Here is a 21,859-nt window from a genome sequence, read left to right as displayed (position 1 = left end):
GAGGCTGGGTGGCTTCCACCTGCCCTCAGCCCACCGCAGCCGACGCCGCTCACCGCCCGCTCGCCGCATCCCGGTACAACTCGTCCGCCTCCGCCCCCAGCACCACGCTGTAGGAGATGTCGGCGGTGGCACCACCGTGCTCGTGCCCGCCCAGCACCCCGACGATCTGCTTGGCCCCGTTCACCCAGGGACTGCCGCTGGTCCCTCCGGTGAACTCGGGACAGCTGATCCGCTGCTGGGTACGGCTGTGCAGGGCCGGCTTGTTGGTGCAGGTGATGGGCACCTCGCGCTCGTCCGGATACCCGGTGACGGTCACGGCGGTGGCCCCGGTGGCGGTCCCGGTGACGAACCGGTTCCCGCCCACCACGTCCTCGACCCGCTTCCCGCCCAGCTCGTCGACGTAGGCGAAGGCGATGTCGCTGTCCTCGTTCTGCCCCTTGGCCCACCCGTCGGGCAGGAACCGCTTCCCCACCTTCCACACCCCGAAGGGCGCGTGCCCGTCCCGGTACCCCGGCGCGAACACCAGATCCCCGTCATCCCCATCCACGCAATGCGCGGCCGTGACAATGAGATCCCGCTGCCGGCTGTGCACGACCGAGGCGGTGCAGAAGTGCCCGCCGACCAGCTTGTCGGTCCGGTCCGCGCCGAACAGCGCGCCGACCCGCACGCTCTGCCGCGTCGCGACCGTGGCGGCGGTGACCCCGAAGGGCCCCGGCCCGTCGGAGGCGGAAGCCACGGACGCCGACGTCAGGCCGAGCGTCACCACACCGCACAGCAAGGTGGGACGCGAAGTGAGCCAGATGCGTGAGATGCGCTTCATCAGGCGTCACTCTCTCCCATGAAGGTGAGAAACCGGTCCCGACTTCACTGAGATTTTCCTGTGAACCGTCCCTATGGCCGCTGGGCTTCGCCATAGACCGGGAAGTCGTCGGTGGCCACTTCTCCACCGAACGGCTCAGGCAACCGCACCGGTTCCCCGAACTTCCCGGGCAGTACGTCCTGGTAGGCGCCGTTATCCGGGTGGGTGTGCAGGGTCCAGGTGGCGTGGCGGGGGTCGATGACGAGGAGCACGGGCACGCGTGCCACGGCATACCAGTCGGCCTTGTCCCGGATCTCGCGGGACTTCTCGGACGGAGAGATGACCTCGACGGCGAGCGCGCTGTCCTCGGGGTCGGCGAGCCAGTTGTCGTCCTCCTCCCATTCCTCTGGAAGAACGATCAGATCCGGCGTGACGTAGTCGTCCGGATCTTCGGGGAGGGCGATCGAGGACACCTCATACACGTCCAGCCCCTCCGGGAGGACCGCGCTCTCGAGTTGCCGCCGCAACCGCTTCACCACGCCCGCGTGCTTGCCACGCGGAGTCGGGGACATCACGAGCTTCCCTCCCACGATCTGCACGCGCAGACCTGTCGCGTCCTCGATCTTCTCGGCGATCTCGCGCAGATACCCCGGGCGGGCATGTGCCCGGGTCCAGGCGTCAGGTGACAAGGACATCGCTGGGTGCCTCCGTCCCTCCGCCTCGACTGCGGCCACGTCTGCGCACGCGGGTTCGGTGGGAGGCCCGACATCCCGCTCGGCGTCGAATCCACCGTACTGTGCGACTCCCTCCGTCGCCTCCGCGTCACGCTCCGCACACGCGCCCGTGACCCTCCTGAGCCGCTGGTCAGCCTTCGCCACGGCAGTCCGCCCAGAGCAGCTTCCCGCCCTTCGACGCGCCCAGCTCCCGCAGGACCGAGGCTCCCCACGAGTCGGCACAGGCTCGTACGAGGTACAACCCGCGTCCCGCTTCGGCGTCGTCCGGGGCTACGGCGACGGAGGCGGCCTCGACTTTGTCGTCGGTGAAGCCTGGTGGCACCCGGGGGTCGGTGTCCCACACGGCGATGCGCAGCCGGCCCGGTTCGCTCCCGAGGAGGCGGAGGGCGTAGGGACCGGTGGTGTGCAGGTGCGCGTTGGTGAGGAGTTCCGTGGCGAGGAGTTCTGCGGTGGGAGTGAGGGCGGAGAGGTCGTGCGCGGCAAGAACGGTACGGAGGGTTGCTCGGGCGATCCCCGGTGCGCGTGGATCGTGCGGGAGTTGGAGGGTGTAGGTCCAGGGCGGGGATACGGTGGGCATGAAGTCTCCGTTCGACCAGGAGGGTTGAAGGTGCCCAGTGGCCTGCCACCCCGTCGGGCGGTGCGCTTCTGAGCCGGGGCCCAGTTGTAAGGTAGCGGTGGCCAGTAAACCCGTTTACCGATTTCCCGGAATCTCGATTACTACCACCCGTGTGAGTGACAGCGAGGAGGCGGCAAGCCGTGAGGAATCCGACGGGTCGCCAACTCCGCTTCGGCACAGAGCTGCGGAAACTGCGCGAACGCGCAGGCTTGAGCGCCACCGAGGCAGGTCAACTCCTGGGCATCAGGCAGACGCAGGTCAGCAATATGGAGGCAGGACGCGTAGGCGTGAGCGCGGAACGCGTACGCACACTCGCCTGCCACTACGACTGCTCGGACCAGGCCCTGATCCAAGCACTCAGCGCCATGACCACCGAACGGTCACGCGGCTGGTGGGAGGAGTACCGCGAAATCCTGACCAGCGGCCTGCTCGAACTAGCCGAGATGGAGCACCACGCCACAAGACTGCGCGCGGGCATCACCGCACACATCCCGGGCCTGCTTCAGATCCACGACCACGCCCGCGAGGTCTTCCGCCAGGTAGTACCCACGCTCTCGCCTCCAGCCATCGAACACCGGCTCTCGTTCCGGATCAAACGGCAGACAGTACTGTTCGACGAGCCGCCGACGCCCTACGAGGCGATCATCCACGAGGCCGCCCTACGTATGCAGTTCGGCGGCCCGGCCGTCACCCAACGCCAGCTGCAGCACATCCTCGACATGAGCGAACACCCGCACATCACCGTGCAGGTCATCCCATTCGCCGCCGGAGCCTATCCCGGCTCGGGGCAGTCGATCCTGTACGCCCACGGCCCTGTGCCGCAGCTCGACACAGTGCACCTCGACCAGTCCCACGGCTCTGCGCTTCTCGATGCCGAGACACAACTCGCCAAGTACCGCGAGCTGCTGGACCGGATGGAGACGATCGCACTCGCCCCCGAGAAGTCCCGGGACCTGATCCACACCATCGCCCAGAACCTGTGAGGGAATCCGAGATGTCCACCAGCGCCTGGCAGAAGTCGTCCTACTGCGGCGAGGGCGAGGCCTGCATCCATATAGCCGCCGCCCCCGGCACCATCCACATAACCGAATCCGCCGACCCCAGCGGAGCGATACTCACGGCCACCCCCGCGGACTTCGGCGCCCTCCTGGCCGTACTCAAGAAACAAACACACCGCGCGGCGCCGATCGAAGTCACCGTCGGCGAAGAGGGCACCGTCCGCCTCCGCGAGACCAGCACCCCGGACACCGTCGTCACGACCGACCGCCGGAAGTGGAAAGCCTTCGTCCTCGGCGTGCAGGCAGGCGAGTTCGACCACTTCCTGGAGAGGGCAGTCAAGGGGGCGGCAGCCTGACGAGCTGCTAGTCCCGACGTGAGGGCCCAAGCGCAGGGGGCATCCGGTCGTCCCCGGCCGGGCCGGGGTCGCCGTCCTTCCACGCGGGGTCGTAGGCGCAGGGCATGGCGGCGCCGCCGGTGAAGTACTCCGTGTCCGGGTCCCAGGTGAAGGACATCCGCTCGGTCCCGTCGTTCCGCTGGACGAACAGGGCCCAGTCCTTGCCCTTCGCACCCTCACGGTAGGACGTGACCTTCCAGCCGTTGCCCTTCAGATGCCGGTGCAGTCGGCGCAGGCCGGGGACGGCCTGGCTCGCGGGCACGTGGTCCAGCGCCCAGCTGTGACTCATCGAGTAGGCGCCGTCAACGGTCTTGTCGTCCATCCCGGACAGGCCCCCGTCGTAGCAGAAGCCGGAGTCGAGCGTGTTCTCCGTGCTGACGCCGACGTGCTCGACTCCTGGCTCCACCCTGCGCTTGAACCCCACGACGTCGTACGCCTCCTGGGAACGCTGGAAGGCGCGGCTCGCCATCTCCTCGGGCGCGACGCGGGGAAAGTCCGTCGACCCCGATGAGCCAGATGCGAGCAGGACGACCACCACGAGTACGACTCCGACGAGCACGGCGAGGAGCGCGGCGCAGCCGCATCCGAACACCCGCGCGGTGTTGGTGGTGTTGGGCGGTGCGGTCTCCTCGGACATACGGGGACGGTATGTCGGCGGGGAAGCACGGCGGATGGGTACGGTCACCCGGCAAGCAGTGGGTACACGTACTCAATTGAGTCACGACTTCGGTTTCCTGGTGTCAGCGGCACTCATCGCGGGATGAGCGTTACAGCCATGACCGCTACTGGCCAGCTTCCGCGAGGACGGCCCAGGAAACGAAGGCACGCCCTGGTCACCGCTCGCCGCGCCCACCTCGCCCGCAGCAGTCGTCCCATCAAGCCGACATCCTCCAAGCCCTGACGACGGTGCGCCCGCCGCTCGGTCAGGGGTTGAGGTCCAGCACGCGGACCAGCTCACCAGTCGGGGGCGGCGGTGGCGATGATCGCTCCGTCGGGGCGGTCGGGGGTGGGCTGCGCGACATAAAGGGAATGCGCTGTAGCCCACGTGTTCTGCTGGGCCACTGCCAGGGCGGCGGGCAGGTCCAGGTCCAGGACGGTGATGCCTGGCAGGGCGGCGAGGTGCTCTGGCGTACCGGGCCGGGCGCGGTCGGCATCGACGAGCGCGCACGCCGGGGCATAGAGGTACCAGCCGGCCTCAGCATGGGCACGGTGGATCAGCCGGGAGGCAAGGGCGTTGCCCCGGCCGGCCGCGGTCATAGCGGTGTCATCCGGGACGATGTGCATGGCGTCGCTCACCGGTCACCCGCCTGAGCCAGCCGACGGTCCAACTCGCTGTCGAGGTCCTGCTCTTCAGCGGCGGTCGGCGCGTAGCCGGTCCACTCCTTCAGAGCGGCGCGCGCCTGCGGCTATGGCGGCGAGCCGGTCCCGGGCTTCCTCGGTGGAGCAGTCCAGGTGTTGCGGGTACCGGGTGGAGCCTTCCGTAGCCGTGGCCCTCAACATCGCCCAGGTCAAGACAGCACGCATCGACGAGGCCCTGCGCGCGGTCCTCGACCTCTGACCCGTACGCCAGGCGGAGAGGGCAGGATTCGAACCTGCGTGGGCCCCGAAGGGCCCGACCTTGAGGCGTGCTCGCTGGTCCCCGATCAACCACTCCGGGCACCTCTCCTTGCTCCCGGCCTCCGGTTTCCCGTGCCGTTCACATGAATGAGAGTGCCAGGAGCGGCTGACAGCGCGCTGACGGACCGCTGACCGCCACCGTGCAGAGGGAGAAGGGGTCTAGTCGACGTCCACCGGACCGTCGTCCGACTTCTTCCCCTTGCTCGCGGGCAGCTGGATCAGGCCTTCGACCTTGCTCTGCTCGGGGCGGCGGCCGTCGGAGTCCTGCCCGTTCAGGTTCTGCCGGACCGAGTCGAGGATGGTCAGGCCCTGGGACACCAGGCCGGCGGCGATCTCGCCGAGGCCGTCCGCGCCGTTGAGGACGTTGACGTTGGCGCCGGCCAGTCCCCCGGCGGCCTCCTTCACGATCTGCGGGAGCTGGTCGATCAGCATCCGGTCGAGCGCGACCCGGTCGTACGAGGCCGCGGCCTCCGCCTGGATCTTCATCCGCTGTGCCTCGGCGGCGGCGAGGATCCTGACCCGCTCGGCCTCGGCCTCGGCGGGCTTCACGACCTCGGCCACCAGCTGCTGCTGGCGCAGCTTGGCCTGACGCTGGGCCAGCTCCGTCTGGGCGGCGAGCACCTCCTGCTGGGCGTGCGCCTGCGCCAGCGGTCCGGCCTGCGCGGCCTGCGCCTGGGCGCGGTCCACCTCGGCCGAGTACTCGGCCTTGACGATGGCGGTCTGACGGGCGTACTCGGCCTGCTTGCGGGCCGCCGCCTGCTCCGCCTCGACCGAGGCCTGGGTGGCCTGTGCCTGGGCGATCTGCGCCTGCCGCTGGATCGCCGCCTTGTGCGGGGCGGACATCGCGTCGATGTAGCCGGTGTCGCCGTCGTCGATCGACTGGATCTGCAACGAGTCCACGATCAGGCCGATCTTCGCCATCTCCGTCTTCGAGGTGTCCAGGACCTCCGCGGCGAGCTTCTGCCGCTCGGTGACGATCTCCTCGACCGTCATCGAGCCGATGATCGCCCGCAGGTGACCGGCGAAGATCCGGCCGGTCAGCACCGACATCTGCTCCTGGTCGGAGAGGAACCGCTGGCCCGCGTTGATGATGCTCTCGTGGTCGTTGCCGACCTTGAAGGCGATGACCGCGCGGACGTGCAGCGAGATGCCCTGCCTGGTCACACAGGTCTCGGTGACCTCGGACTCACACATCGACAGGGTGAGGAACCGGACCTTCCGGAAGATCGGCAGCACGAACTTGCCGTGCCCCGTCACCACTCGGAACGGCGCGCCCCCCAGTCCCCGCCGGCCTCCCGAGATCAACATCGCCTCGTCGGGTGCGGGAACGCGGTATCCGAACATGCCTGTACTCCTCAGCCGGCGCCGGCGGGGTCGCCGCCGAGCGCATCCAACGGATCCACCCACTCGATGACACCGACCTCGCGGCATCCACGGGATTCGATCACGAGGACCGTCGCGCCCGTCGGCAGGGGTTGCTCCGACCACGCGAGGAAGGTCTCGGAGCCTCCTCTGACCCGCACCAGGACCTCACCGGGGCCCGCAGATCCACGCGTTCCGATGAGCACTTTCCCCGTGCAGCCGATCACGGCCTCGTCCTGCGGCATCACCGGCCGTCCTCCTCGTCCTGGCCCCAGTATTCCGACGATAGACCCAGTCGGGCGGGGACCCAACAGGCAGGAGGACTCGGCCCCACCGCCGGGACGGACGGGCTCCGACGCGCCGCGACGGACGCCGCGACGGACGGGCTCCGACGGGCCACGACGGACGGACCCTGCCGCACCCTCTCCGCCCTACCGCACCTTCTCCGCCTTACCGCACCCTCTCCGCCCTAGCCCACCTTCCCCGCCCCAGCCGGCCGCGCCGCCGAAGCGAACCCCCACTCGACCCCGGTCAGCTCCTCCGACAGCGTCCACAGCCTCCGCGCCGCCTCCGGATCGCTGGCCACCGCGCTGCGGCCCACCAGCGTCGGCGCGCCCCGCATCTCGCCCAGCCCGTCGGGGCCGACGTAGGCCGCGCCCGGCAGGTCCTGGCTCGCCGCGTAGAGGGTCGGGAGGGCGCCGGACTTGTCGTCCTGGGCGAGGAACTTGTTGCCGAACACCATGCCGATCCGCGCGAGGGGGTTCGCGGCATGGCTCTGCAGGTTGGTCGCCGCATAGCCGGGGTGCGCCGCCAGGGCACGTACGGACGAGCCCGCCTCGGTCAGGCGGCGCTGGAGTTCCAGGGTGAACAGGAGGTTGGCCAGCTTGGACTGGGCGTAGGCGCGGGTCGGGGAGTAGCGCCCCCGGAGGTTCACGTCGTCGAAGTGGATGATCCCGTCGCCCCCGCGGTGGAGTCCGGACGACACCGTCACCACCCGGTCCCTGACGTGCGGCAGCAGCAGGTTGGTCAGCGCGAAGTGTCCGAGGTGGTTCGTGCCGAACTGCATCTCGAAGCCGTCCTTGGTGCGCTGCTCCGGCAGCATCATCACGCCCGCGTTGTTGATCAGCAGGTCCAGCGGGCGGTCCCAGGAGTCGGCGAACTCCCGCACCGAGGCCAGGTCCGCCAGGTCGAGGCGCCGCACCTCCGTACTGCCACTCACCCTCGCCGCGGCGGCACCGCCGCGCTCGAGGTCCCGTACGGCGAACACCACGTGCGCGCCCGCGCGGGCCAGCGCGTCGGCGGCGGCGAAGCCGATGCCGCTGTTGGCGCCGGTGACGACGGCGGTGCGGCCGGACAGGTCGGGGAGGTGGGTCGCGTTCCATGTGCGCGCCTTGGGCGCGTCGGTCTTCTCAGCCATGCCCGCCAATGTAGGCGTCGCCAACAATGCTGTCAATGACAACAATGCTGCCGCCGACTACATGCGGTTACGATGGTCCGCATGCCCGAGAGCCGCCCCTACCACCACGGAGACCTGCGCGCCGCCCTGCTCAAGAGCGCCGAGCGCACCCTGAGGGAGAAGGGGGTCGGCGCGCTGTCGCTGCGCGAGCTGGCCCGTGACATCGGGGTGAGCCATGCCGCCCCGGGCCGGCACTTCAAGGACAAGCAGGCCCTGCTCGACGCCCTCGCGCTGGACGGGTACGAGCGCCTGAACCAGGCCGTGGGCACCGCCGCCGAGCACCCCGGCCTCACCTTCGAGCAGCAGATGACGGCGCTCGCCCGGGCCTATCTCGGGTTCGCGATCGAGAACCCGGAACTCCTGGAGCTGATGTTCGCGCGCAAGCACGACCCCGACAGCTCCGCACAGCTCGCGGCCGCCGTCGACCAGTCCCTCGGCTCCTTCGCCCGGATGATGGCGGACGCCCAGGAGCGGGGCGAGATCGTCCAGGGCGATCCCGAGCGCCTCACGCTGGTCACCGCCGCGAGTCTGCACGGCCTCGCCGCCCTCATCGCCAGCTGCGCCCTGGAGGCGGACGAGGCCCTGGCCGGCCTGGACGAACACGTCCATCTGCTGCTGCACGGCCTCAAGCCCCGGTGAGCCACGGAGCATCTGCGCACCACTGAGCGTCTGCGCACCACGGAGCATCTGCGACCTACTGAGCAGCTGTGCACTCCCTGTGCACCCGGTCAAGAGCGGGCCAGCACACAGCCAGCACAGAGTTATTGATCAGTAAGCCCCCAACCTCCTTCGGTATGGCGGAAGTCAGGATTCCGAAACCCGTCTTGTTTGTCGCGTACTCAACAAGCGATCGTCGTGGCGGGCCGCCGCCCCCACCGGCCACCACACCGGTGGTCCCCCCACCCGCAGGCCTCTGTCACCCACTCACAGGAGGCTGTACGTTGCGTACGCCCACCCCCACCACCCCCCACATACGCGGCAGATGGCGCCGTATCGGCTCCGCCGCCGCGGCCACCGCCGCGCTGGTGTTCGCCGGACTCGGCACCGCCGCCCACGCGAACGCGGCCACCCCCACGGCCACGAAGCACGTGAGCGCCAAGACCATCGCCGCGCAGGTCGCCAAGGCCCATGTGCAGTACACCAACGCGTGTGACGCGACCCCGAAGAAGGGCTACGCGTCCTGTCACGCGCTGCGCGTCACCGGCGGCACCACCGCCTTCCAGGAGGAGCAGGCCGCCAAGAAGGGCATCGCGCCCAGGACCGTCTCGCCGAAGGCGTCCTCCGACTCCCCGACCGGGTACGGCCCGAGCGACCTCCAGTCCGCCTACGGCCTGACCGACGCCGCCTCCGCCAACGGTTCCGGCGAGACCATCGCGATCGTCGACGCGTACGACGACCCGAACGCCGAGGCGGACCTGGCCACTTACCGCTCGTACTACGGCCTGTCGGACTGCACCACCGACAACGGCTGCTTCAAGAAGGTCAGCCAGACCGGTTCGACGACCTCCCTCCCCACCGCCGACAGCGGCTGGGCCGGTGAGATCTCGCTCGACCTCGACATGGCCTCCGCCGTCTGCCCGAACTGCAACATCCTGCTGGTCGAGGCCAAGTCGTCGAGCATGGCCAACCTGGGCACGGCCGTGAACGAGGCCGTCAAGCTCGGCGCCAAGTTCGTGTCGAACAGCTACGGCGGCTCGGAGTCCTCCTCCGACACCTCGTACGACTCCTCGTACTTCAACCACCCGGGCGTCGCCATCACCGTCAGCGCGGGCGACGAGGCGTACGGCGCCGAGTACCCGGCCGGCTCGAAGTACGTGACCGCCGTCGGCGGCACCGCCCTGAAGACCTCCTCCAACAGCCGCGGCTGGACCGAGAGCGTCTGGAAGACCTCCAGCACCGAGGGCACCGGCTCCGGCTGCTCCGCCTACGACGCCAAGCCCAGCTGGCAGACCGACACCGGCTGCACCAAGCGCATGATCGCCGACGTCTCCGCGGTCGCCGACCCGGCCACCGGTGTCTCCGTCTACGACACCTACGGCTCCGACGGCACCGGCTGGAACACCTACGGCGGCACCAGCGCCTCCTCCCCGATCATCGCGGCCGTCTACGCCCTGGCCGGCACCCCGGGCTCCAGCGACTACCCGTCCTCCTACCCGTACGCCGCGGCCGGCACCTCCGCCCTCAACGACGTCACCAGCGGCAACAACGGCACCTGCTCCACCAGCTACTTCTGCACCGCCAAGTCCGGCTACGACGGTCCGACCGGCTGGGGCACCCCTCAGGGCACGGACGCCTTCACCGGCTGACGAGCATGTGAACCACCCCGTCGGGTCACGGGGAGCCGCCATCTGAGGGGGACGTGGGGTCCCTTCGGCGGCAAGGAAAGGAAGACGGGCCACGGCATCCGGCCGCGGCCCGTTTTCCCTGTCCGGCTCTCGCATCCGGGCCCCCGCCGTTCCGACATGACGCTGCACCGGGCAGAATGCCGCCCGATCCATGACGTCCCCGGGGGAGACCACATGAAGCGCACTCTCGCAGTCCTTGCCACCGTCGCCGTACTCACCGCACCGCTGGCCGGTTGCAGCAGTAGCTCGAAGACCGTCACCGGCACTGTCGTCAGCAAGGACACGGACTACGAGTGCAAGACGAAGAAGAAGGGCACGAAGAGGACCCGCAGCTGCCACACCGAGTACGAGTTGCAGGTCCGCACGAAGAGCGGGGACGAGGAAGAGGTCGACGTCAGCAGCAGCGCCTACGCCAACTGCGTCGAGGGTTCGAACTACCCCAAGTGCACAACGCGCTAGCGGTTCCGTATCAGGCCCGCTTCGGTCCCGTGATGCCCTCCCCGATGACGAAGCCCTTGGCAGGGCCTTCGGGAATGATGGCGTCGGTCCCGTAAGGAACGCGGTGCTCATCCTCGTAGCGAGCACGCTCGGGCACGGGTGCGGTCAGGATGCTCACCGTGCCACGGTTGTCGTAGTCGTCGATGATCACGTAGACGGGAATTCCGGCTCGGGCGTACTCGCGACGCTTCCGCACACGGTCACGGTCCTGGTTGCGCTTGCCAGGAGAGACGACCTCGACGATGAGGTGCACGGAGTCGGCCCTGACCCCCATGTCGTCCTCGTCGCTGCAGGACTCCGTGTCCTCCGGGGCGACGAAGACGTCCGGGATCCATGCCTTGCGGTTGTGGATCACATTCACAACCTGATGGCAGGCGTACTCGCCTCCGTCCAGGAACTTGTCCAGCGCCCTTCGCACACGATTGGCGATCAGGCCGTGCGAAAGACGAGCGGTGGGCGACACCTCGATGGCTCCCTCGATGATCTCAGCGCGGTAGCCCTCGGGGAGTTCCATGGCCTTCCATGCCTGCCACAGGACCTCGTCCAGGTCGGGTTCGTTCGGGAATTCGGCCTGAGCCTCGGACATGGCCTGGGGCCTCTCATGTGCGAGAGCGGTGTGCAACGCGATCACGGTACGTACGGCGACTCGTAGCGGACCTGTCAGCCCTTCCTGCCTGAGCAACTGCCCAGAAACAGCTGTGAGTTGAGTCAAGCGCGCGGCATCGTTCGGTAACCCGGAGGCCAGGATTCCGACGATTACTTGTTGTCGCGTACTCAACAAGTCATCGTCTTCGTCGTACCGCCGCACGCACCCGCAATGCACCGCCCTGTTCCCACCCCCCACCCGGAACATCAGGAGGCTGCACCATGCGTACGACTCCCCCCGCAAGACCGGCCGCACCCGGCCGCTGGCGCCGTATCGGCTCCGCCGCAGCGGCCACCGCCGCGCTGCTCCTCGCCGGATTCGGCACCGCCACCCACGCGGACGCGGCGGCACCCTCGTCCTCCAAGGTCACCTGGACGAGTGCCTGTTCCACCCCCGCCAAGGGGCAGATGGCCTGCAAGGCGCTGCGCGTCACCGGCGGTATCACCGCCTTCCAGCAGGCGAAGGCCAAGGCCGACGGCGTCACCCCGAAGGCCGCGGACGCCGCGACCCCGTCCGGCTACGGCCCCTCCGACCTCCAGTCGGCCTACGGCCTCACCTCCGCCGCCGCCTCCAAGGGCTCCGGCGAGACCATCGCGATCGTCGACGCCTACGACGACCCGAACGCCGAGGCCGACCTGGCGAAGTACCGCTCGTACTACGGCCTGAGCGCCTGCACCACGGCCAACGGCTGCTTCAAGAAGGTCAGCCAGACGGGCTCCACCACCTCGCTCCCCTCGGCCAACACCGGCTGGGCCGAGGAAATCTCCCTCGACCTCGACATGGCCTCCGCCATCTGCCCGAACTGCGGCATCCTGCTGGTCGAGGCCAAGTCCGCGACCATGGCCAACCTCGGCACCGCCGTCAACGAGGCGGTCACCCTGGGCGCGAAGTACGTGTCGAACAGCTACGGCGGCTCGGAGTCCTCCTCCGACACCTCGTACGACTCCTCGTACTTCAACCACCCCGGTGTCGCCATCACCGTCAGCGCGGGCGACAGCGGCTACGGCGCCGAGTACCCGGCCGCGTCCAAGTACGTGACCGCCGTCGGCGGCACCGCCCTCTCCAAGGCCACCTCCACCACTCGCGGCTGGACGGAGACGGTCTGGAAGACCTCCAGCACCGAGGGCACCGGCTCCGGCTGCTCCGCCTACGACGCCAAGCCGACCTGGCAGACCGACACCGGCTGCACCAAGCGCACCATCTCGGACGTGGCGGCCGTGGCCGACCCGGCCACCGGCGTCTCGGTCTACGACTCCTACGGCGTCACCGCCGGCTGGTACACCTTCGGCGGCACCAGCGCCAGCTCGCCCATCATCGCCGGCGTCTACGCCCTCGCCGGCACCCCGAGCAGCAGCTCCTACCCGGCCAAGTTCCCGTACACCGTGGCCGGCACCTCCGCCCTGAACGACGTCACCAGCGGCAACAACGGCACCTGCTCCACCACCTACCTGTGCACCGCCCAGTCCGGCTACGACGGCCCGACCGGCTGGGGCACCCCGGAGGGCGTCTCGGCCTTCGCGGGCTGAGCACGTCAACCGCCCATCTCAGGGGCCTCGGCGACGCCTGTCGCCGGGGCCCTTCCCCGTTCTCCGCGCACCGCCCGTGAGAACATCGTCTCGACGCCTCACCCGACCAGCCGTCAGAAACCCTGCCTGGCCGTAAAGGGGGTCAACGACGGAACCACACGACAGGTTCCGCTCAGGCCTCGTTGCCCGGCGTGACCTGCCGTGATACACAGAGTGACCGTACGAGGTATTCGTACGAAACCCGCCAGTCAATGACGTCAAGTCGACATACGACCGCGACGTTGTCGGCGAGAATGAGACCTGACCTCTGCACACGGCAGGGGCAACGCGGAACTACCCACCAGGGGCGGTGACTTACATGCTCTTTGCGGCCGACAAGGGAGACATCAACACCATCATCGGCGGGATCGCTCCGGACTGGGGCCCCTTCGGCAGCCTGGGCAACGAGGCCAAGGTGATGATCGAGGTGGTGATGGCCGTGGCCATCCTGCTCTGCCTCGGCATCGCGGTCTGGGGTGCGGCCAAACAGCGGATCGGCGCGACGGCCCTGCGTGACACGTTCAGCGCGGAACAGGGCAAGGGCCTGATCATCGCCGGCCTCACCGGGGTCTTCATCATCGGCTCCCTCGGCACACTGTTCACGATCGTGTACGGCATGGCGGTCTGACGCCCCTTCTGCTCCGGGCGCGCCCGGTCGTCCCCCTCCACCCCACCCACCCGTCGTGCCCACCGGCAGAGGTTGCGTTTCCCTGATGTCGAGTCACCACACCGCGCCCGCGCGGGAACCAGCACGGCTACCGTCGTATGTCTACAAGGTGGAGGGGGCGTACGCGGCATGAGTCCCACAGACGAGCAGGGTTACCCCGAAACGGGCCAGACCCGAACCCGCCTGCCCGGCGGCGACCCCTACGGCGGCGCACCCCGCAGAACGGGCCGCTCCTCCTCCCGGGGCCTGATCACGGTGGTCGGCGTGGTCGTCCTCCTCATCGCAGCGATCGCCTTCGCGAACAGGGGAGACGGTTCGTCTGCCGACGGCTCGACCGGGAAGGGCGACCAGCCGCGAACTTCCTCCACGGCGGCGAGCGGCACCAAGCCGGTGGAGTCGAAGAGCGGGGGGATTCCTTCGGGGTTCGCGCACAGCGGGCAGGGGGCGGAGAGCGCTGCCGCTAACTATGCGGTGGCGTTGGGGTCGGCCGAGATGTTCAACACCGCCTGGCGGCACCAGATCGTCGACGCTGTCTATGCCCGGGATGTCGCAACTGCCAAGCAGTCGGCCATGGACAGCGCCTACTCCAACGAGAAGTTCCTCTCCAACATCGGCCTGGCCAAGGACGGCTCCGCGCCCAAGGGCCAGACGTTCGTCTCCAGGGTCATCCCCGTCGGCACCAAGGTCACCTCGTCAGGAACGGACGCCACCACGGTCGAGGTCTGGTACACCTCGCTGTTCGGCCTCTCCGGTGAAGCCTCGAAGAACCCGGTGACCGAGAGCTGGTACACCACGACGTACGAACTGAAGTGGGTCGACAACGACTGGAAGGTCACCGACTTCCAGCAGAAGGACGGCCCCGTCCCCGTGGGCCGCGATCAGACAGCTTCCACCGCCGACGACATGACGAAGGCCGTCGAGGAGTACGGAGGGTTCACGTATGCGCGCTAACCACCGCATCCTCAAGATCTCGGCGGTCCTCGGGGCCGTGCAGACGACGACGCTGCTGCTGGCCACCCACGCCGTAGCCGCGCCCAGTCCCACTCCGACCCCCACGAAGAGCAACGACCCTTGTGACCTGATCCGGGGCGCCGCCAAACAGTTCTGCGAAAAAGACAACTCCGGCGGAGGCTCCGGCGGCGCCACCACCAACAACCCCCTCACCGACACCCTCGACCCCCTCGCCTCCCTGGCCAAGGGCTGTGCCGACGCCGCCTCCTGGACCATCGGGAAGCTCAGTGGTGCCGTGAAGGAGACCGCGAACGTCGACTTCACGAACACGAAGTTCCTGCAGCAGTACGCCGTCGTGTTCGCGGCGTCCACGATCCTCACGCTCCTGCTGTGGCTGCTGGCCGTGGCCAAGCGGGCCGTACGAGGCGTGCCCCTCACCACCGCGATCGGCGAAGCCGTCGGCTTCCTCTGGCTGACCGTGCTCGCCTCCGCGTTCACCCCGCTGATCCTCTACACGGTCGTATCGGCCACCGACGGCGTGACAGAGGTACTCGCGAAGGCCACCGGCGACCAGACGGACACCTTCTTCGGCACCTTCTCCGGCGCCCTCAACAAGGGCAACAACATCGGCGGCGGCCCGATCATGCTGATCGTCGTCTCCCTGGTCAGCATCCTCGCCGCCGGCGTCCTCTGGCTGGAGCTGGTCATCCGAGCCGCCCTCCTCTACGTGGGCGCCCTCCTCGGCACGGTCGTCTACGCGGGCCTGGTCGACAAGAACCTGTGGGGACACGTCAGGCGCTGGGCCGGGATCATGATCGCCGTCATTCTGGTCAAACCGGTGATCGTCATCGTGCTCGGACTGGCCGGCGCCCTCTCCGGCGACAGCGGCCCCGACGCCTTCTCCGCCGTCGTCTCCGGCCTCGCCATCATCCTGCTCGCCATCTTCGCCAGCGCGATGATCTACCGCTTCGTCCCCGGCTTCGGCGACGAGATCGCGAACGGCCGCAACAACCGCATCATGCAGGGCGCCGAAGGCAAGGCCGCGGCCGTCATCAGCTCCCCGGCCACCCTCGTCGCCCAGGGCATCAAGACCCACAGCACCCGCGCCGACAACAACGGAGGAGGCGGAGGCGGCTCCAGCAGCGCCCGCCCCGCCAACCCCGCCTCCGGCGGCGTCGCCGCCCACAGCAGCCGTACCCCCCAGGGCGGCGGCGGAGCAGTCCCCTCCGCCGCGCCCGCGCCGCGCGCACCCAGCCCGGCCAACACCCCGCACGCCAGCAACACCCGCAACAGCAACCGCTCGGGAGGTGAAGGGCGTTGACGACCGAGTCCCACCTGTCCCATCCGGTCACGCCCCGCCGTACGTATCTCATCGGCCGCGCCCGGCCGAACGCGATCGTCGGCCGGAACCGTGAGTCCGGCGAGATCGCGCTGATCATCGTCGGCGCGTTCCTCGGCATGATGTGCGGCCTCCTCGTCCCGGTCCTGTCCATGCGGATCGTGCTGCTCACGGGCTTCCCACTGCTCGCGCTCGCCGCGGTCTACGTGCCGTACAAGCGCCGCACGTTCTACAAGTGGTTCGAGATCAACCGCTCGTACAAGCGGACCGTCAAGCGCGGGGCCGCGTACCGCTCCGGTGCCGTCGAGGCCGGGACGCGGCTCGACGGGCGCGAGGTCGAGATCGGGCCGCCGCCGGGAATCGGGCGGATCAGCTGGCTCGCCGCCCCCTTCGGGCCCGACGAGATCGCCGTACTCCTGCACGCCGACCGCAGGACGGTCACGGCCGCCATCGAGATCGAGGGCCCCGGCGTCGGCCTGCGCGACTCCGAGGACCAGGAGGCCCTCGTCGACCGCTTCGGCACGCTGCTCAAGCACGTGGCCAACGGCGACGGGTTCGTCACCCGCATCCAGATGCTCGCCCGCACCCTCCCCGCCGACCCCGACGCCCACGCCAAGGACGTCGCCCTGCGCGGGGACGAGAAGGCGGCGGACTGGCTGGCCCGGTCGTACGACCAACTCCAGTCCATGGTGTCCACCAGCAGCGAGCAGCACCGCGCCTACCTCGTCGCCTGCATGCACTACACCCGCGAACTCGCCGCCGAGGCCCAGGCCATGGCACGGGCCGCGCGGCCCCAGGCCGGGCGCAAGCTGGACCGGGACGCGGGCCTGGCCGTCGTCATGGCCCGTGAGCTGACCGACATCTGCTCGCGCCTCCAGGAGGCCGACATCCGCGTCCGCCAGCCCCTCGGGCAGGGCAGGCTCGCCTCCCTCATCCACTCCATGTACGACCCGGACCACCCCATCGACCACATCCAGGCGATGACCCGGCGCAACGCCTGGCCGGCCGAGCTGGACGCCATGGAGCCCACCTACCTCCAGGCCAAGACCCGCGAGTCCAACACCCGCGCCCCCTGGTGCCATGCCACGGCCTGGGTGAAGGAGTGGCCGATGACCCCCGTCGGCGTCAACTTCCTCGCGCCGCTGCTCGTCCACACCCCCGACGTCATCCGAACGGTCGCCGTGACGATGGATCTCGAACCCACCGAGGTAGCCATCGAACGCATGCTGACCGAGAAGACCAACGACGAGGCCGAGGCCTCCCGCGCCGCCAAGATGAACCGCACGGTGGACCCCCGGGACATCGCCGCGCACAACCGCCTCGACCAGCGCGGCGAGGACCTGGCGAGCGGCGCGGCGGGCGTGAACCTCGTCGGCTACATCACCGTCTCCTCCCGCTCCCCGGAGGCCCTCAACCGCGACAAGCGGACCATAAGGGCCTCTGCAGGCAAGTCGTACCTGAAGCTGGAGTGGTGCGACCGCGAGCACCACCGGGCCTTCGTGAACACACTTCCCTTCGCCACCGGCATTCGAAGGTAGGGGCTGATGCGCTGATGCGGGACCCGCTGTCCGTCCTCACCGACGCCTTCACGTCCTTCCTCTTCGGCAAGGTCGAGACGACCCGCCTGCCGGTCCGCACCTCCACGGGCCAGGCCCAGGCGGTCTACCTGCCGACCGCCGCACCCGGCCTCGGCGACTCCGGCGTCATCATCGGCCGCGAGGTGTACTCCGGGAAGGGCTACATCTACGACCCCTTCCAGCTCTACGGCCAGCAGCTCCCGGCCCCCCACTGGCTGGTCCTCGGCGAGTCCGGCAACGGCAAGTCGGCCCTGGAGAAGACGTACGTCCTACGGCAACTGCGCTTCCGCGACCGCCAGGTGGTCGTCCTCGACGCACAGGGCGAGGACGGGGTCGGCGAATGGAACCTCATCGCCGAGGAGCTGGGAATAACTCCCATCCGCCTGGACCCGACAGCGGCCCTGGACCACGGCATCCGCCTGAACCCGCTGGACCCCGCGATCACGACGACGGGCCAGCTGGCGCTCCTGCGCACCATCATCGAGGTCGCGATGGGCCACGGCCTGGACGAACGCTCCGGCTTCGCCCTCAAGGTCGCCCACTCCTACGTCAACGAGTCCATCCTCGACCGCCAGCCGGTCCTCACCGACATCGTGGAACAGCTACGGCACCCCGAGCCGGAGTCGGCCGAGGCGATGAACGTCGCCATAGACGACGTACGGGCGTGGGGCCTGGACGTGGCCCTGGTCCTGGACCGCCTGGTCGACGGTGACCTGCGCGGCATGTTCGACGGCCCGACGACGGTCGGCATCGACCTGGACGCCCCTCTCATCGTCTTCGACCTGTCCCACATCGACCGCAACTCCATCGCCATGCCGATCCTGATGGCGATCGTCGGCGTGTGGCTGGAGCACACCTGGATCCGCCCCGACCGCAAGAAGCGCATCTTCCTGGTCGAAGAGGCCTGGCACATCATCAACAGCCCCTTCGTGGCCCAGCTGTTCCAGCGCCTGCTGAAGTTCGGCCGACGGCTGGGCCTGTCCTTCGTCGCGGTCGTCCACCACCTGTCCGACGTGGTCGACGGCGCGGCCGCGAAGGAGGCGGCGGCGATCCTCAAAATGGCCTCGACCAGGACCATCTACGCCCAGAAGGCGGACGAGGCGAGGGCCACGGGCCGGGTACTGGGCCTGCCACGCTGGGCCGTGGAGATCATCCCCACCCTCACCCCCGGCATCGCCGTCTGGGACGTCAACGGCAACGTGCAGGTGGTCAAACACCTGGTCACGGAGACGGAACGCCCCCTCGTCTTCACCGACCGCGCGATGACCGAGTCCTCCAGCGACCTGGTGGCCGACGACGCCCTGCGCGCGGCCGAGCTGGAGGCCGAGCAGCGGGCGGCGGCCTTCGTGGAGCAGCACCTGGGCGACTCCGAATCGACGGTGGCGTAGGGCGGAGGGGCAGAGCGTGAGACCGGACGACCGCGACCGTCACGACAGCCGTGACAACCGCCGGGAAGGCCAGGGCGGTATCCCCGACGGCCTCCTGATCGGCATACTCGGCTTCCTCCTCGGCATGACCCTGCTGGTGTGGACGGCCACGGGTCTGGCGGCCCTCTTCTCCAAGGGCGCCTGGCCCGAGGGCGTCACCTTCACCCGCACCCCCCTGGCCATGCGCCACCTCATCGGCCGGCCCCACGACCTCGCCGGCGCCTGGCCGGACACCCCCACCACCCAACTCTCCGGCTGGGGCCTCTTCTGGGGCCTGCTCATCGGCCAACTGATGATCCTCTTCGTCCTGACCCTGTTCGTGATGGGGACGGTGGCGAGGTGGCGAGCGGGGAAGGTACGGCGGGCGTTCGAGCGGGGGGCGACGAAGGGACGGGCACAGTCGGCGGCGCCGGCTCCAGCACCGGAACAGCACTACGAGGTCCCGGTACCCCGCGCGGAGCCGGAGCCGGCGGAGCCGGTCCAGGAAACGGCTGTGGCGGAACCCTTGGGCACCTTCTCGGCGAACGGTGAACGGGTGGGCGGGTGGGAGAAAGTCCTCATCGCACCCAGGGAAACCCGCCACTCAACCGCAACCCAGGCCATCCAGGACGCGCAAGGCCCCACCGTGGTCGTCACCTCGAACCCCGCCCTCTGGTCGGAAACCAAGGACGCCAGAGCCAAACTGGGCCCCACCCTCCTCTACGACCCCACGCACCGCTGCGACACCCCCGCCCGCCTCCACTGGTCCCCCACCACAGGCTGCGAAGACAAACAGACGGCCCTGCAGAGAGCCACCGCCCTCCTCAGCCCCGTCCAACCCACAGCCAAGATCGACCAAGCGGTGGCGGACACAGCGATAACGCTCCTGAGGAGCTACCTCCACGCCGCCGCCCTGGAGAACCGCACCATCCGCCACGTCCACCGCTGGTCCCAGGGCACCCAGATCCAGGACGCCGTACGCACCCTCCGTACCCACCCCAAGGCCGCCCCCGGCGCCGCGGGCGAACTCGAAGCCACCCTCACCGCACACCCCGAACGCCGCGACATGGCCCAGGAGTTGACCAGCCGGGCCCTCTCCGCCCTCTTCACGGTCAACATCCGCGAGGCCTGCACTCCAAACCGAACTGATGCGCTCGCCTTGGATTCCTTTGTCCACGAAGGGGGCACGCTTTATGTGGTCGGTGAATCCATCGAGGACCCCAGGACCAACCCAGGCGCGATGCCCCTCCTGACGGCCCTCGTCTCAAGCGTGGTCGAGCGCGGCCGGCACATGGCCGAACGGTCATCCTCCGGTCGGCTCGACCCACCACTCACCCTGGTCCTGGACGACATCGCGGCCGTGGCGCCGCTTCCCCAGCTGCCGGACCTGCTGGCCACCGGAGCCGACCAGGGAATGCCCACCCTCGCCCTGCTCCGCTCCCGCGAACAGGCCAGATCCCGCTGGCCCCACCAGGAACTCCCCGCTTGACGGACTACCGCTCCAGAACGAACTCCAACTCGTTCTCGGCCTCGTCCTTCACGAACGACACCACCAGCCCGCTCGGCCCGAACCCCACCTTGCGGTACGCCCCCTGAGCCCGCGCGTTGTCCGCGTGGACGAACAGCCGTACCCGCTCGGCACCCTGCTCCCACGCCCAGTCCACACCGGCGTCGAACAGAACCTTGATCAGCCCGTTCCCGCGGTGCTCCGGCCGCACGAACACACCGACCACATGTCCCTGCCGCCGCTCGACCGGATACCCGGCCCAGTCCTTCGTCCCGGCCTCCTCCAGCAGCACGGTGACCGTGCCGGCCCAGCTCCCGTCCGGCGCCTCGGCGATGAACTGCCGTGCCGAGCCGGACCCTTCACCGGATCTGACGGCCCGCTCCTGATAGAAGGAGTCCGGCCTGTCCAGGGCGTCCTCGTAGGTCTCCAGGAAGGCGATGGGCGCGACCGGATCCCGCAGCGCGTCCAGACGCAACTGCTTCACGGCGGCCCACTCGTCGGGTCGTATCGCACGGACGACATAGTCATCGCTGGTCGGGCTAATCATGGAGCCACGGTAGCCCGCGCCCCCGGCACCCCTCACCCGATATTCAGGCCCGATTGTCAGTGGCCGGTCCTACTGTGGCCCCATGACCACCCTTCCCGATCGCCCCAACACCGCAGTGCTCGTCATCGACGTCCAGAACGGCGTGGTGGCGAACTCCCACAACCGCGACGACGTCATCGCGAACATCAACACCCTGATCGACAAGGCCCGCGCGGCGGACGTGCCGGTCGTCTGGGTGCAGCACTCCGACGAGGAGCTGGCGTACGGCCCCTCATCCACAAGAAGTACGGGGACTCCTTCGAGGACACCGACCTGGAGTCCGTACTGGCCGAGCGGAAGGTGGGCCGGCTCCTCGTCACGGGCGCGCAGACGGACGCCTGCATCCGCTCCACCCTGCACGGCGCGATCGTCCGCGGGTACGACGCGACGCTGGTCGCCGACGCCCACACCACGGAGGACCTGTCCAAGTACGGCGCTCCCGCCCCGGAGCAGGTGATCGCCCACACCAACCTCTACTGGAGATGGCACAGCGCCCCCGGCCGCCAGGGCGGCACCGTGGAGACGGCCGAGGTGACCTTCTAGCCCTTCTAGGCCGTGAACGCGAAAAAGCCCCAACTCGCGGGTTTTATCCCGGAGTTGGGGCTCTTTCTCAAAATTTGTTCGGCGGCGTCCTACTCTCCCACAGGGTCCCCCCTGCAGTACCATCGGCGCTGTGAGGCTTAGCTTCCGGGTTCGGAATGTAACCGGGCGTTTCCCTCACGCTATGACCACCGAAACACTATGAAACTGACAACCAGACCATGCGTGGCCACATGGGGCTGTTCGTGGTTTCAG

Annotated in this window: 21 protein-coding genes, 1 rRNA gene and 3 pseudogenes; 13 read left to right on the top strand and 12 right to left on the bottom strand. The window is 69.0% G+C overall.

The genetic code is table 11. The features are described from left to right. Positions 1-49 precede the first annotated feature (49 nt). The 3 genes from BEK98_RS14805 to BEK98_RS14795 all read right to left on the bottom strand — a co-directional run bounded on the left by BEK98_RS14805 (position 50) and on the right by BEK98_RS14795 (position 2,110). The gene (locus tag BEK98_RS14805) at positions 50-820 is read right to left on the bottom strand and encodes a trypsin-like peptidase domain-containing protein (RefSeq protein ID WP_094216976.1); all 771 of its coding nucleotides are present in this window, start codon (positions 818-820) and stop codon (positions 50-52) included. Positions 821-891: 71 nt separating this feature from the next. Continuing rightward, a complete protein-coding gene (locus BEK98_RS14800) occupies positions 892-1,494 on the bottom strand; it encodes a Uma2 family endonuclease (protein ID WP_094216975.1) in 603 nt (200 codons plus the stop codon). A gap of 169 nt (positions 1,495-1,663) precedes the next feature. Then, on the bottom strand, positions 1,664-2,110 hold the full coding sequence (locus BEK98_RS14795) for an ATP-binding protein (protein ID WP_094216974.1): 447 nt from the start codon (positions 2,108-2,110) through the stop codon (positions 1,664-1,666). Between the two features lie 179 nt (positions 2,111-2,289). Between BEK98_RS14795 and BEK98_RS14790 the strand changes: the two genes are divergently transcribed. Continuing rightward, positions 2,290-3,132, top strand: coding sequence for a helix-turn-helix domain-containing protein (locus tag BEK98_RS14790; RefSeq protein ID WP_094216973.1), 843 nt, complete (start codon positions 2,290-2,292; stop codon positions 3,130-3,132). An 11-nt stretch (positions 3,133-3,143) separates the two neighbouring features. Continuing rightward, positions 3,144-3,503: a DUF397 domain-containing protein gene (locus tag BEK98_RS14785; protein WP_094216972.1), complete on the top strand. Its 360-nt coding sequence runs from the start codon at positions 3,144-3,146 to the stop codon at positions 3,501-3,503. A 7-nt stretch (positions 3,504-3,510) separates the two neighbouring features. Here BEK98_RS14785 and BEK98_RS14780 read toward each other — a convergent pair whose 3' ends face one another. From BEK98_RS14780 to BEK98_RS14755, 6 genes and pseudogenes are all read right to left on the bottom strand, one after another. Further along, on the bottom strand, positions 3,511-4,179 hold the full coding sequence (locus tag BEK98_RS14780) for a hypothetical protein (protein ID WP_094216971.1): 669 nt from the start codon (positions 4,177-4,179) through the stop codon (positions 3,511-3,513). Positions 4,180-4,465: 286 nt separating this feature from the next. Next, positions 4,466-4,826, bottom strand: a pseudogene (locus BEK98_RS14775) (PIN domain-containing protein). A gap of 287 nt (positions 4,827-5,113) precedes the next feature. Then, positions 5,114-5,208: pseudogene (locus tag BEK98_RS48980) on the bottom strand. A gap of 110 nt (positions 5,209-5,318) precedes the next feature. Next, positions 5,319-6,503: an SPFH domain-containing protein gene (locus BEK98_RS14765; protein ID WP_094216970.1), complete on the bottom strand. Its 1,185-nt coding sequence runs from the start codon at positions 6,501-6,503 to the stop codon at positions 5,319-5,321. Between the two features lie 11 nt (positions 6,504-6,514). Continuing rightward, positions 6,515-6,766, bottom strand: coding sequence for a hypothetical protein (locus BEK98_RS14760; RefSeq protein WP_094216969.1), 252 nt, complete (start codon positions 6,764-6,766; stop codon positions 6,515-6,517). 224 nt (positions 6,767-6,990) lie between these two features. Beyond that, positions 6,991-7,938 (bottom strand): oxidoreductase, encoded by a 948-nt coding sequence (locus BEK98_RS14755; RefSeq protein WP_094216968.1) that lies wholly within the window; start codon positions 7,936-7,938, stop codon positions 6,991-6,993. A 72-nt stretch (positions 7,939-8,010) separates the two neighbouring features. Here BEK98_RS14755 and BEK98_RS14750 point away from each other — a divergent pair, with 72 nt between their 5' ends. The 3 genes from BEK98_RS14750 (at position 8,011) to BEK98_RS14740 (ending at position 10,781) form a co-directional block, all read left to right on the top strand. After that, a complete protein-coding gene (locus BEK98_RS14750) occupies positions 8,011-8,616 on the top strand; it encodes a TetR/AcrR family transcriptional regulator (RefSeq protein ID WP_094216967.1) in 606 nt (201 codons plus the stop codon). A 302-nt stretch (positions 8,617-8,918) separates the two neighbouring features. After that, positions 8,919-10,283 carry a S53 family peptidase gene (locus tag BEK98_RS14745; RefSeq protein ID WP_094216966.1) on the top strand — a complete coding sequence of 455 codons (1,365 nt, stop codon included), beginning with the start codon at positions 8,919-8,921 and terminating at the stop codon, positions 10,281-10,283. 213 nt (positions 10,284-10,496) lie between these two features. Continuing rightward, the gene (locus tag BEK98_RS14740) at positions 10,497-10,781 is read left to right on the top strand and encodes a DUF2500 family protein (RefSeq protein ID WP_094216965.1); all 285 of its coding nucleotides are present in this window, start codon (positions 10,497-10,499) and stop codon (positions 10,779-10,781) included. 10 nt (positions 10,782-10,791) lie between these two features. Here BEK98_RS14740 and BEK98_RS14735 read toward each other — a convergent pair whose 3' ends face one another. Then, on the bottom strand, positions 10,792-11,406 hold the full coding sequence (locus tag BEK98_RS14735; protein WP_094216964.1) for a Uma2 family endonuclease: 615 nt from the start codon (positions 11,404-11,406) through the stop codon (positions 10,792-10,794). 281 nt (positions 11,407-11,687) lie between these two features. Here BEK98_RS14735 and BEK98_RS14730 point away from each other — a divergent pair, with 281 nt between their 5' ends. The 7 genes from BEK98_RS14730 (at position 11,688) to BEK98_RS14700 (ending at position 20,460) form a co-directional block, all read left to right on the top strand. After that, a complete protein-coding gene (locus BEK98_RS14730) occupies positions 11,688-12,992 on the top strand; it encodes a S53 family peptidase (RefSeq protein ID WP_094216963.1) in 1,305 nt (434 codons plus the stop codon). A gap of 358 nt (positions 12,993-13,350) precedes the next feature. Continuing rightward, on the top strand, positions 13,351-13,659 hold the full coding sequence (locus BEK98_RS14725) for a hypothetical protein (protein ID WP_014673544.1): 309 nt from the start codon (positions 13,351-13,353) through the stop codon (positions 13,657-13,659). A gap of 168 nt (positions 13,660-13,827) precedes the next feature. Next, positions 13,828-14,649, top strand: coding sequence for a DUF8175 domain-containg protein (locus tag BEK98_RS14720; protein WP_094216962.1), 822 nt, complete (start codon positions 13,828-13,830; stop codon positions 14,647-14,649). Next, positions 14,639-15,970 (top strand): hypothetical protein, encoded by a 1,332-nt coding sequence (locus BEK98_RS14715; RefSeq protein WP_094216961.1) that lies wholly within the window; start codon positions 14,639-14,641, stop codon positions 15,968-15,970. Before BEK98_RS14720 ends, BEK98_RS14715 begins: the two co-directional genes overlap by 11 nt. Beyond that, positions 15,967-17,526, top strand: a complete 1,560-nt coding sequence (locus BEK98_RS14710) for an SCO6880 family protein (protein ID WP_094216960.1) — start codon at positions 15,967-15,969, stop codon at positions 17,524-17,526. The genes BEK98_RS14715 and BEK98_RS14710 overlap by 4 nt, the downstream gene beginning before the upstream one ends. A gap of 14 nt (positions 17,527-17,540) precedes the next feature. Beyond that, positions 17,541-18,953: an ATP-binding protein gene (locus BEK98_RS14705; protein ID WP_094216959.1), complete on the top strand. Its 1,413-nt coding sequence runs from the start codon at positions 17,541-17,543 to the stop codon at positions 18,951-18,953. A gap of 16 nt (positions 18,954-18,969) precedes the next feature. Then, entirely contained in the window at positions 18,970-20,460 is a 1,491-nt protein-coding gene (locus BEK98_RS14700) for a type IV secretory system conjugative DNA transfer family protein (RefSeq protein ID WP_094216958.1), read from the top strand. Positions 20,461-20,464: 4 nt separating this feature from the next. On the opposite strand, the gene BEK98_RS14695 is transcribed toward BEK98_RS14700, so the two are convergent. Continuing rightward, positions 20,465-21,025 (bottom strand): GNAT family N-acetyltransferase, encoded by a 561-nt coding sequence (locus BEK98_RS14695; RefSeq protein WP_208643111.1) that lies wholly within the window; start codon positions 21,023-21,025, stop codon positions 20,465-20,467. An 82-nt stretch (positions 21,026-21,107) separates the two neighbouring features. Between BEK98_RS14695 and BEK98_RS14690 the strand changes: the two are divergent. Then, positions 21,108-21,607, top strand: a pseudogene (locus BEK98_RS14690) (isochorismatase family protein). 76 nt (positions 21,608-21,683) lie between these two features. On the opposite strand, the gene rrf reads toward BEK98_RS14690, so the two are convergent. Next, positions 21,684-21,800 (bottom strand): 5S ribosomal RNA (gene rrf / locus BEK98_RS14685). Between the last annotated feature and the right edge of the window lie 59 nt (positions 21,801-21,859).

The sequence above is a fragment of the Streptomyces diastatochromogenes genome (genome assembly GCF_002242805.1).
In the GTDB taxonomy this organism is placed as follows: domain Bacteria; phylum Actinomycetota; class Actinomycetes; order Streptomycetales; family Streptomycetaceae; genus Streptomyces; species Streptomyces diastatochromogenes.
This window is presented reverse-complemented; position numbering and strand designations above follow the sequence as displayed.

What these genes read in the sequence shown, in the direction of transcription:
- BEK98_RS14730 (WP_094216963.1), top strand. Translation starts at nt 11,688, where the DNA reads ATGCGTACGACTCCCCCCGCAAGACCGGCCGCACCCGGCCGCTGGCGC.
- BEK98_RS14715 (WP_094216961.1), top strand. Translation starts at nt 14,639, where the DNA reads ATGCGCGCTAACCACCGCATCCTCAAGATCTCGGCGGTCCTCGGGGCC.
- BEK98_RS14795 (WP_094216974.1), bottom strand. Translation starts at nt 2,110, where the DNA reads ATGCCCACCGTATCCCCGCCCTGGACCTACACCCTCCAACTCCCGCAC.
- BEK98_RS14765 (WP_094216970.1), bottom strand. Translation starts at nt 6,503, where the DNA reads ATGTTCGGATACCGCGTTCCCGCACCCGACGAGGCGATGTTGATCTCG.
- BEK98_RS14780 (WP_094216971.1), bottom strand. Translation starts at nt 4,179, where the DNA reads ATGTCCGAGGAGACCGCACCGCCCAACACCACCAACACCGCGCGGGTG.
- BEK98_RS14705 (WP_094216959.1), top strand. Translation starts at nt 17,541, where the DNA reads ATGCGGGACCCGCTGTCCGTCCTCACCGACGCCTTCACGTCCTTCCTC.
- BEK98_RS14755 (WP_094216968.1), bottom strand. Translation starts at nt 7,938, where the DNA reads ATGGCTGAGAAGACCGACGCGCCCAAGGCGCGCACATGGAACGCGACC.
- BEK98_RS14785 (WP_094216972.1), top strand. Translation starts at nt 3,144, where the DNA reads ATGTCCACCAGCGCCTGGCAGAAGTCGTCCTACTGCGGCGAGGGCGAG.
- BEK98_RS14800 (WP_094216975.1), bottom strand. Translation starts at nt 1,494, where the DNA reads ATGTCCTTGTCACCTGACGCCTGGACCCGGGCACATGCCCGCCCGGGG.
- BEK98_RS14740 (WP_094216965.1), top strand. Translation starts at nt 10,497, where the DNA reads ATGAAGCGCACTCTCGCAGTCCTTGCCACCGTCGCCGTACTCACCGCA.
- BEK98_RS14695 (WP_208643111.1), bottom strand. Translation starts at nt 21,025, where the DNA reads ATGATTAGCCCGACCAGCGATGACTATGTCGTCCGTGCGATACGACCC.
- BEK98_RS14805 (WP_094216976.1), bottom strand. Translation starts at nt 820, where the DNA reads ATGAAGCGCATCTCACGCATCTGGCTCACTTCGCGTCCCACCTTGCTG.
- BEK98_RS14720 (WP_094216962.1), top strand. Translation starts at nt 13,828, where the DNA reads ATGAGTCCCACAGACGAGCAGGGTTACCCCGAAACGGGCCAGACCCGA.
- BEK98_RS14735 (WP_094216964.1), bottom strand. Translation starts at nt 11,406, where the DNA reads ATGTCCGAGGCTCAGGCCGAATTCCCGAACGAACCCGACCTGGACGAG.
- BEK98_RS14750 (WP_094216967.1), top strand. Translation starts at nt 8,011, where the DNA reads ATGGTCCGCATGCCCGAGAGCCGCCCCTACCACCACGGAGACCTGCGC.
- BEK98_RS14725 (WP_014673544.1), top strand. Translation starts at nt 13,351, where the DNA reads ATGCTCTTTGCGGCCGACAAGGGAGACATCAACACCATCATCGGCGGG.
- BEK98_RS14760 (WP_094216969.1), bottom strand. Translation starts at nt 6,766, where the DNA reads ATGCCGCAGGACGAGGCCGTGATCGGCTGCACGGGGAAAGTGCTCATC.